The sequence below is a fragment of the Paenibacillus sp. 2KB_22 genome (genome assembly GCF_052115745.1).
In the GTDB taxonomy this organism is placed as follows: Bacteria; Bacillota; Bacilli; order Paenibacillales; family Paenibacillaceae; genus Paenibacillus.
The window spans coordinates 303083-312445 of sequence record NZ_JBFRHG010000005.1; the positions used below are offsets into that span (position 1 = coordinate 303083).

The 9363-nt window shown below is 49.5% G+C and carries 6 protein-coding genes and 11 tRNA genes; 2 read left to right on the plus strand and 15 right to left on the minus strand.

The genetic code is table 11. From position 1 onward, the window contains the following. Window positions 1-98: 98 nt before the first annotated feature. From AB4111_RS25360 to AB4111_RS25375, 4 genes are all read right to left on the minus strand, one after another. The gene (locus tag AB4111_RS25360; RefSeq protein WP_442033698.1) at window positions 99-1733 is read right to left on the minus strand and encodes an MBL fold metallo-hydrolase; all 1635 of its coding nucleotides are present in this window, start codon (window positions 1731-1733) and stop codon (window positions 99-101) included. Next, window positions 1730-3400, minus strand: a complete 1671-nt coding sequence (locus AB4111_RS25365; RefSeq protein ID WP_442033715.1) for an ABC transporter permease — start codon at window positions 3398-3400, stop codon at window positions 1730-1732. The genes AB4111_RS25360 and AB4111_RS25365 overlap by 4 nt, the downstream gene beginning before the upstream one ends. Before the next feature lie 115 nt (window positions 3401-3515). Continuing rightward, entirely contained in the window at window positions 3516-4589 is a 1074-nt protein-coding gene (locus AB4111_RS25370) for an ABC transporter substrate-binding protein (protein ID WP_442033699.1), read from the minus strand. A 70-nt stretch (window positions 4590-4659) separates the two neighbouring features. After that, the gene (locus AB4111_RS25375; RefSeq protein WP_442033700.1) at window positions 4660-5676 is read right to left on the minus strand and encodes an ABC transporter ATP-binding protein; all 1017 of its coding nucleotides are present in this window, start codon (window positions 5674-5676) and stop codon (window positions 4660-4662) included. A gap of 384 nt (window positions 5677-6060) precedes the next feature. Between AB4111_RS25375 and AB4111_RS25380 the strand changes: the two genes are divergently transcribed. Next, the gene (locus AB4111_RS25380) at window positions 6061-6969 is read left to right on the plus strand and encodes a LysR family transcriptional regulator (RefSeq protein WP_442033701.1); all 909 of its coding nucleotides are present in this window, start codon (window positions 6061-6063) and stop codon (window positions 6967-6969) included. Window positions 6970-7116: 147 nt separating this feature from the next. Next, entirely contained in the window at window positions 7117-7977 is an 861-nt protein-coding gene (locus tag AB4111_RS25385) for a hypothetical protein (protein WP_442033702.1), read from the plus strand. A gap of 177 nt (window positions 7978-8154) precedes the next feature. On the opposite strand, the gene AB4111_RS25390 is transcribed toward AB4111_RS25385, so the two are convergent. The 11 genes from AB4111_RS25390 to AB4111_RS25440 all read right to left on the minus strand — a co-directional run bounded on the left by AB4111_RS25390 (window position 8155) and on the right by AB4111_RS25440 (window position 9306). Continuing rightward, window positions 8155-8225 (minus strand) — tRNA-Gly (locus AB4111_RS25390). Between the two features lie 12 nt (window positions 8226-8237). Beyond that, window positions 8238-8311: transfer RNA gene (locus AB4111_RS25395), tRNA-Pro, on the minus strand. Between the two features lie 16 nt (window positions 8312-8327). Continuing rightward, a tRNA-Arg gene (locus AB4111_RS25400) sits at window positions 8328-8404 on the minus strand. Window positions 8405-8491: 87 nt separating this feature from the next. Next, a tRNA-Gln gene (locus AB4111_RS25405) sits at window positions 8492-8566 on the minus strand. Window positions 8567-8577: 11 nt separating this feature from the next. Next, window positions 8578-8653 (minus strand) — tRNA-His (locus AB4111_RS25410). A 97-nt stretch (window positions 8654-8750) separates the two neighbouring features. Further along, window positions 8751-8826, minus strand: a tRNA-Thr gene (locus tag AB4111_RS25415). A 22-nt stretch (window positions 8827-8848) separates the two neighbouring features. Next, a tRNA-Asp gene (locus AB4111_RS25420) sits at window positions 8849-8926 on the minus strand. Between the two features lie 25 nt (window positions 8927-8951). After that, a tRNA-Met gene (locus AB4111_RS25425) sits at window positions 8952-9025 on the minus strand. Between the two features lie 17 nt (window positions 9026-9042). Beyond that, a tRNA-Val gene (locus AB4111_RS25430) sits at window positions 9043-9118 on the minus strand. A gap of 7 nt (window positions 9119-9125) precedes the next feature. Then, window positions 9126-9197 (minus strand) — tRNA-Glu (locus AB4111_RS25435). Window positions 9198-9214: 17 nt separating this feature from the next. Then, window positions 9215-9306: transfer RNA gene (locus tag AB4111_RS25440), tRNA-Ser, on the minus strand. Window positions 9307-9363 lie beyond the last annotated feature (57 nt).

Here is a 9363-nt window from a genome sequence, read left to right on the forward strand (position 1 = left end):
GTATCTTTTCCTACTCTTTCCGATATGAAGGCAAGAACGGTACGCCAGAACAGGCTCTCGCCCGCCCTCAGCGAAAACCTGTTCATTCTTACCCGCTTTTAAAAGGATAACTCATCTCCTGGAGACAACGCATAGATATCAGCTTCCACGGATGAAACTTCATCAAGCAAACCTTGTCTCAACCGTTCCGTCTCCGCAAGGTCGGTATGCACAAGCACGGTATGCCGTGCCGATATCCGGCCCAACATCTGCTCGACATCCCTCCAACCCTGATGAACTTTGTAACGCAATTTCCTAACTTCACATTTGCCATACTCTTCTGGATTTTTCAATAACTCATCGGCAAAAGTTCCGGCAGCAACATGCCCGGTGAGCAGAATCAGATTTTTCTCATCCGATGCCCATCTCTCATAGTACCAACGTGCAAGTGAGGACTGCATCATGCCGTCCGGTACAAACCATAGGGAAGCATGATGTTGTTCCAGCAACTGCAGACGTTCTTCCTCGGTAGATGTCTTTGCCCAACCTTCTCCGCTCAGAAAAAGATCGATGCTGTCCGCAGGCGAACCTTCCCGAGTCAGTTCTCCCTTCCTGAGCCAATAGGGAACACGATGTAACTGAGTCATCCCATCCACCAGTTTCTGTTCCACTATAATGGGAATGTCCTGAAAACATTGCTGTGCCCATAGGATCATCTCCTGGCCACGGCCCACTGCAGGCATGGGTAATAACACCTTGCCTCCCCGAGTAATCGCACTGCTGATCGCGCTCTCCAGTTGTTGCAGTTTATCGGCCTGCGTATCCTGGTCCGTACCATAGGCAGCATCCACGATCGCCAGATCAAGCTTAACCTGGGATGAGTTAGACATGGATGCCATAGCTTCTATACTTTCTCTCATGTGCATTTGCTCGGTAAGGATGTTGCTGTGTATCACTGCAGATGAGCTTAGTGCTGTCTCTGATCCGGTAGATCCTGTAGCAGCAAGGGTCTGAGCATATACTGCTTGATCAGCCAGCGTTTGTCCCATAGCTTGGCCCATTACCAACTCGCTGGCCTGTTCGCAGTTCGCATCCGTTTTTGCATTGGGCGCGTTGGAGTTGGACATATCCTGAAGGCTTTGAATTGGAACAGGAACAGCCCATACGCGGTTATGGCGATTCAGGTCTGCCCGCCGGAATCCGTCGGCCACATCGTCATTCTGTAGAAGCATAGACTCCGACGTATAATCGCCGGAGTACAGAATCCGCTTGCCCTCCATCTCCAGACCGAACCAGACCGAACCCGCCAGATGCCCGCTACGCCCCCAGACTGCCGCCACCCCAGGTATAATTTCAAACCAATGGCCTCGCTCTGCCTCGTTTTCCAGGAACCTGTATCGAATACGCAGCTCGTCAGCTTTGTCATATGGTATTACATGTCCTGCTCGTTCCATGTTGCTGCGCCATGCCCGAAAATACGTACCCAGCTGCTCCCTCGTCTCCCTTGTCGTCCACACTTCACCCTGGTAGCCCATCTTATACAGCAGTGGGATGGCGACCGAATGATCTTCATGGGCGTGAGACAAGAGGACCGCGTCCAGTTGTGGTACAATTTCCGGATCAATCAGCGGATACTGGCCCGTGCCTTCTTTTTTGACACCACAATCCAGCAAAAGGCGAAACCGGCTCCCGCTCAGGAGATAGGCGGAACGTCCATGTTCGCCTGCACCGCCCCATACGTTAAGTTTGATCATGATGCATTCCACTTTCTCTTTGAATTCAGCATTTCGATTCCAAGCAGCATGAGCACCGTCATGCCTACAGTCACAACGGCCATCGCCATTCCGAGCGACACTTGACCTTGTTCAAATTGGGCAAAAATATACGTAGCCGACGTCTGCATGGACGGCGGAAGAATCAACAACGAACCCACCAGTTCCCTTGTTGCAATCGTAAAGGTCATCATCCAGCCCGCCAGCATGCCGGGCAGAATCAATGGGATCAGGATTCGCCGCAGAATATACAGCGGCTTACCGCCAAACACTTGACCCGCCTGGAACAATGTTCCGTCAATCTGGGTAAAGCTCGATTTTACATACTGCACGGTGTAAGGCAAGAAGAGAACAACGTACGTGAGCACAACCATGCCATAGGTGTTATACAACGTGACAGGCATCCAGGGGGAGTTCCAGAAGAGAATCAGACCCACAACCATCACGATACCCGGCACCGTATTTGGCAACAGACTGAACAAGTCAATCACACGCTGCATGAATGAAGATGATCTGCCGATCGCGAGCGCAAACCCCGTACCGATAATAACAGCAACGGTTGAAGCCGCGAGGGATAATCCCAGACTGTTCCCGATGGCCTTCATACTCACCGATCCCCAAGATAACAGCTCTTTGTAATGATCCAAGGTCAGATTATCAAAAGCAATTCCCGATCCCCGTAACTTCATGGTCGAAGCGGCGATGATGGAGAAATACGGGATACCTATCGACAGGATCAACAGGATTGCAAGATATGCCCCACATAACCATCCGGCTCCGCCACGAAGGGAATATCGCTTCGAACGTTGCCCTTTGCCACCCACCAGACGATACGTAAATTTCCGGCTCATGGCAGACTGCATATACCACATCACCAGACAGACGGACAGCAGCACCGATGCCAGTGAAGTCGCCTTACCGAAATCAATCGGCCAACTGGAGATGTACTTATGAATTTCGGAGGTCATGACATAATAGCCAATCTTGCGCCCGAAGGTTGCCGGTGTACCGAATTCCGCAATCGTTTTGACAAAGACCAGCATGATCCCCATGCCGTAGGACGACAACAATAAGGGTAAAATAATGCGTCTGAAACGGTACCCTGCACGTGCACCGTGCACGGCTCCCGCTTCTTCCAGATTGCCGCCGATGCGAATCAATGCATCCCGAAGCAGCAAGTACAGGAAGGGGAACAGGTGCAAGCTCATGATGAGCACCATACCCCAGAAGCTGAAGAACATTTCACTCCAACTCGCAGATGAGGGTATCCATTGCTGGAGGTATCCCCCTTTTTGCATAAACAGAATCCATCCCATGGAACCGATATACGGCGGAGTCATGAATGGAATCATCAGGATGACATCGACCCAGCGATGTTCTCCCATCCGGGTCTTTGCCATCATCCAGGCGAGCGGCAGTGCCAACAATGTAGTTACCGCCACAACGCAGATGCCAAGCCAGACGGAATTCAGAAGTACACCCGACAGATGATGTCCCGTAATCGTGCGAATCGGTGCCATCCAGTCCCATTGTCCGTCCACATAGACACTTTGCCAGAAAATCAGCAAGAGCGGCACGCCAATGCTTATGGTCAGCAGAAAGAGGGCCAGAATCACGCCCACTCTCCGAAAAATACGGTTGTTGTCCATTCCAACAAGTTTCACTACGTTCACCTCACATGACTTTCCACAGACAGCAGGTATTCCTTTTGCCTAATTGTCTCTATACTTGGTCTTCTTTCGGTGTTTGCCTATGCAAAAGTACTTACTTAAACGTCTCGGAGAAACGCGCCGCAGTCTCTTCGCCATGTTCGCTCATCCAGTTCCAATCCACTTTCAGTTGTGGAATATCCTTCACATTGGTACGGTTAGTCGCTTCAATGTCTTCGCGGCCCGGTATTAGGTAGGCATCTGTAACGAGTTTCTGTGCTTCGTCAGACAACAAGTAGTCGATGAACGCTTTGGCATTCTCTACATTCGGACTGGATTTCAGAATTGCTGCCGGTCTTGGGCTGATTACCGTGCCTTCTTCAGGATATACGATATCCAGTGGTTCACCTTTTGCCTTGGAGGAATACGCCATGTAATCCACACCTGCTGCTACGATGCTTTTGGCACCCGTGATAACGGGATCAAGGGCCTCCTGATTAGCTCCTGCCATCGCTACACCATTGGCTTTATAGGCACTGAGCAGGTCCCATCCTTTTTCACCGTTCGCGCTCAGGTATCCTGTGATGAAGTCGAGTGCTGAACCTGATAATGTAGGGTCGGGAATGTTCACTGCATCTTTCCACGCAGGCGTAGCAAGATCTGCCCAACTTGTTGGTGGGGTAGATACCAGTTTGGTGTTATACACAATACCCAGTGCGGAAGCACTGCTGCTAAAATAGTTGCCTTCTGTATCCGACCAGTCCTTGTTCAGCTTGTCCGCATTGGCTGCTTCGGGGTAAGGCATGGTCAAACCATCGGCTTTCAAAGCCTGTGCTGAAGGCAAGGAGGCCAGGATTACAACGTCTGCTACCGGATTGGATTTCTCAGCTTCCATACGAGCCAGGATTTTGCCTGTCGTTCCCTGGAACATTTCGACTTCGATTCCTGTTTTGTCTGTAAATCCACTCACGATGTTATCGGCCAGTTTCTGTGGGCCAGCACTGTACAATACCAACTTGCCGCCAGCCGGTTTCGTTGTCTCCGCCGCCGCTGCTGTGTTTCCTTCACCCGCGGGTTGTGCCGCATTTCCTGTGGTTGTGTTCCCCGTACTACATCCGAACAAACTGATACTCATTACCGCCGTTAATAACAGCATTGCACTCTTTTTCCGTGTGTTCATACCCAACATATCCATCCATCTCCCCTGGTTTCTTATAAAATGTGTATTCCTGCTTCCAACTGCGTGCTCGTTCACCAATTTAATATGCCAATTCGATTGCTTCATTCTGCTTCATAATTGGGTTGTCATAACCATCCATTCGGCATATCCGCTCGGGAGCAATGTGGAGCTGCACTCTCTCCCCTACGCGTACTCTTTGGTTCATATAGGCTGTCCATACGCCCAGTCCTTCCATCTGCACTCGCACTTCGTAACGTTCACCTACATAGCTGACGCTGAGTACAGTTCCCGGATAACACAGATCGTCATGACCTGTTTTGTTCCAGGTGACATGCTCTGGACGCACCATCGATTGATTAGGCGTGAGCCAGTTGGACTTTCCGATAAACGAAGCGACATAGGGATCACTTGGCTCCGAGTAGATCGTTTCCGGGCTTCCCTTTTGCAATATCTGCCCCTTCTGCATCACCACAATCTCATCCGACATCGACATCGCTTCAATCTGATCATGTGTGACGTACAGCGCAGTCAGTCCCATATCCCGTACCAAGGACATCATCTCAATCCGCATCTCTTCCCGAAGTACAGCATCCAGTGCACTTAGTGGCTCATCGAACAGAATCACACCAGGTCTGACGGCTACGGCTCTGGCAAAAGCAACCCGTTGCTGCTGTCCACCAGACAGCTGATGAGGATATCGATCTTCCATGCCTTGCAGGCGAACCATGCCAAGTGCTTCGTTCACCTTTTGCCGCAGATCGGATTTCTGTTTTCCGGCCTTTAGGCCAAACGCTACGTTTTCATATACGGTCATATGCGGCCATAATGCAAAATCCTGAAACACCATGCCCAGATTACGCTTGTGTGTCGGTATATCAATCCGCTTCGCCGCAGAGTAGATATACTCACCATCTGCACGAATCTCCCCCGCATCCGGCTGTTCCAGCCCGGCCAACATACGGAGCAGTGTTGTTTTGCCACAGCCCGATGGGCCAAGCAGTGTCGTGAACTTGCCATGTTCAAGCGTTAGATCTGTCGGCAGCAGTGCGGGTGTTTGATTAAATGATTTTTGAATTCCCGTTATCTCTAATTTCATAAGCATCCCTGCCTGTCTTCTGTTACTTGATCTCTTTTGTTACTTGATCTCTTGCACTGTTATCAGTCTAACGTCCGCTTTCGCGAGTTGTATGTCTTGTATGTAAAATTGGAATTAACTTTTTAGATGAATTCTGTTGATGTTCATAGATTAAATCTATAGTAGGTGAACTAAATTAATTTTCATGTTTTCGCTTCGATTACAGCACCATCTTCCGATCGCTGTTATCCCCAGATTTCTTATACTCCCTTTTTAAGGGAGAAATCCGGGGATAAAGGCGAACGCTTCGCTTCTTCAGATTGGTTCTGTACTCTCCGTCTTTATGAAAAACATTAGATCATCTTATATATTGGGGTTAGTAGAAGTGAGAGGAGTGTTGAGACATTGAATCTGATCAAACTGCAAATTGTTGAGCTGATCGACAAGCATCATCACATGACAAGCGTGGCCGAGTTACTGGGGATCAAACAACCCACCGTTACATTTCATATGAAGTCATTGGAGGAAGAGATGGGCGTGCGATTATTCGAATCGCGCAGCGGAAAGACCTTTCTAACCGAGGCCGGACAAGCCCTGCTCCACTATTCCGTCAAGATCAATGCTCTGACCCAAGAGGCAAGGCGGGTAGTGAAGGAATATGACAGTCTCTATCGGGGCACTCTGCACATTGGGGCAAGCTATGTACCGGCTACATATTTGCTGCCCGCCATACTCAATACCTTTTCTCAGGAATTCCCTGGCATTCGCATCGTCTTATCCGTCAAACCATCACCTGTTATTCGCGAGATGTTAATTCGGCATCAGATTGATCTGGGGGTGATCTCTTCGGAACCGTTTGTCGGACCCGCGCTACAAGCTGAGACGTTATGTGAAGATGACTTGGTATTAATCTGCTCTCCGCAGCATGGGTTGGCCCAGAAGGAACCATTGACGCCTGAGCATATTGCTCAGATCCCATTTGCCTTACATGGCAACGAATCCAGTACTCGGCGACTAACCAACCAATGGCTCGCGCAGCATGACATTCGTTTGCGGAGCACCGTGGAGATGGATTCCCTGGAAGCAATCAAACAGCTTGTGTTAATCGGGGGGCATGTCTCGTTCATGTCACGGATGGCAGTACAGTGGGAGGAGCAGCACGGGCTCATTCAGGTTCTCCCCATTCCGGGAGAGCAGGCACCCCGCCATATATACACCGTACATAACAAGGACCGCCACCCTTCAGTTCAGGTAAACCGCTTCAAAGAAGTGCTGCGAGAGGTGAGTCACGGCTTCCCCATTTCCCGTAGCTGATTACCCTGATCCTCTATAAACTATCGTTTGCCATTCATCAAATCTATGCAGGGTTAACGCAATGTGCGCTCCCCGTTAATCGCTTTCAGATACTCGGACGATAAAGTGGGATCTGTACGTTAATCCAGATTAGGAGAGTGATTGGTTTTGAAAAAGTGGAAAAAGGTAACCGCCTCATTCATGCTGAGCATCGTAACATTGGGAAGTGGACTGACGTTTCTGGGAGCACCCCAGGCTTCAGCTGCTGCCAATGCCGTTCCTGCTTATGAAGTGAAGTTTCTGGCCAAGCCGGAAATCGTGCTCAATACAGATGGAACACCACGCAGTGAAGTGATTCAGACCCTCGGCCTGAGTTCCACACCAAGAAACATTAACGTAGAGTACTTTGACACCAATGCGCTCGGACTGGATGAGCAAGGATGGAATGTTCGTTTTCGCAAGAAGGATGATAAAAACAACTACGAACTGACCTACAAAAAACGGTACCCTATCATTAATGGTGATATCAACGCAGCGCTGACACTAGCTAACCAAGAAGGATTCGATAAATCAGATGATAATTACGAGGCTGAGATTGATTGGGGATACGGCAAACAAACGCTAAGCTTCTCCAACACCAAAAAAGTCGATACCCAAGCAACAGGTGTTCAGCTTCCTTCAGAGCAAGAAGCCTTGAACATGTTACTGGACAAGCTCCCTGGCAAATTGAAAAACTGGTCTGCCTCCAACTGGGGCAAGCAGCAACTGACGCAATCCCGTGCATATGGCCCTATCACATTCCAACGTTATGAAGGTACATGGAATGGTCAAGAGCTTACACTCGAAGTATGGCCGATCCGTAATGCAGCGGGTACAGGTACTGAGAATATCGTAGAGGTCTCTTTCAAAACCGATGATGCGGTAGCCGTATCCGGCCTGCGTACCCAACTGCTGCAATTGCTGGAGAACAACAACTGGCTGATTCCTGCGGATGGCTTGAAGACACAGACGATTCTTGAGAGATACTAACTATTAGTCGTCGTACTATTGAAACACGGCAAGCTCCTCTTCCTGCGTGCATCGTAGAAAGAGGAGCTTTGTCGTTCCTTGAATTTAAATACTTGTATAGTAAGCTAATGTAGAGTTTAAATGCTAATACAAAAAGAGCTCCTGCAATAAGCAAGAGCTCTTTCAATATATCTAGGAAGCGGGTGATGGGAATCGAACCCACGCTATTAGCTTGGAAGGCTAAAGTTCTACCATTGAACTACACCCGCAAAATAAAAAAATCGGGATGACACGATTTGAACATGCGACCCCCTGGTCCCAAACCAGGTGCTCTACCAAGCTGAGCTACATCCCGATACGTATGAAAATAATGGCGCGCCCTGAGAGATTCGAACTCCCGGCCTTTTGATTCGTAGTCAAACGCTCTATCCAGCTGAGCTAAGGGCGCAAATATTGGAGCGGAAGACGGGAATCGAACCCGCGACCCTCGCCTTGGCAAGGCGATGCTCTACCCTAATGACTCAAAATAATGAAATGGCTGGGGATATAGGATTTGAACCTATGCATGACGGAGTCAAAGTCCGTTGCCTTACCGCTTGGCTAATCCCCATTAAAAAATCATGGGGCGATCGAGGGGAATTGAACCCCCGAATGCCGGATCCACAAACCGGTGCGTTAACCACTTCGCCACGATCGCCATAGAGTAAGCCATTCATCCACTAAGAGTATCTTAGTATTAACAACTGTATCTATAATATACATTCGATTACAAATTCAGATGTAAATACTAAAAATGGTGCCGGCGAGAGGACTTGAACCCCCAACCTACTGATTACAAGTCAGTTGCTCTACCAGTTGAGCTACACCGGCAAGGTGTATATTTAATTAAAAATGGCGGAACCGACGGGATTCGAACCCGCGATCTCCTGCGTGACAGGCAGGCATGTTAGGCCAACTACACCACGGTTCCATAGTACTTTCTCAAGGAAAGTTAATTGCGGGGGCAGGATTTGAACCTGCGGCCTTCGGGTTATGAGCCCGACGAGCTACCGGGCTGCTCCACCCCGCGTCGTTATAAAGTTTATATGGTGGAGGCTGAGGGGATCGAACCCCCGACCCTCTGCTTGTAAGGCAGATGCTCTCCCAGCTGAGCTAAGCCTCCATAAATATGACCCGTAGGGGATTCGAACCCCTGTTACCTCCGTGAAAGGGAGGTGTCTTAACCCCTTGACCAACGGGCCTTGCTAAAAAAATTATCTGGCGGAGAGAGAGGGATTCGAACCCTCGAGACGCTTGTGACGCCTACACGATTTCCAATCGTGCTCCTTCGGCCAGCTCGGACACCTCTCCATATGGCTCCCCGAACAGGGCTCGAACCTGTGACAACTCGATTAACAGTCGAGTGCT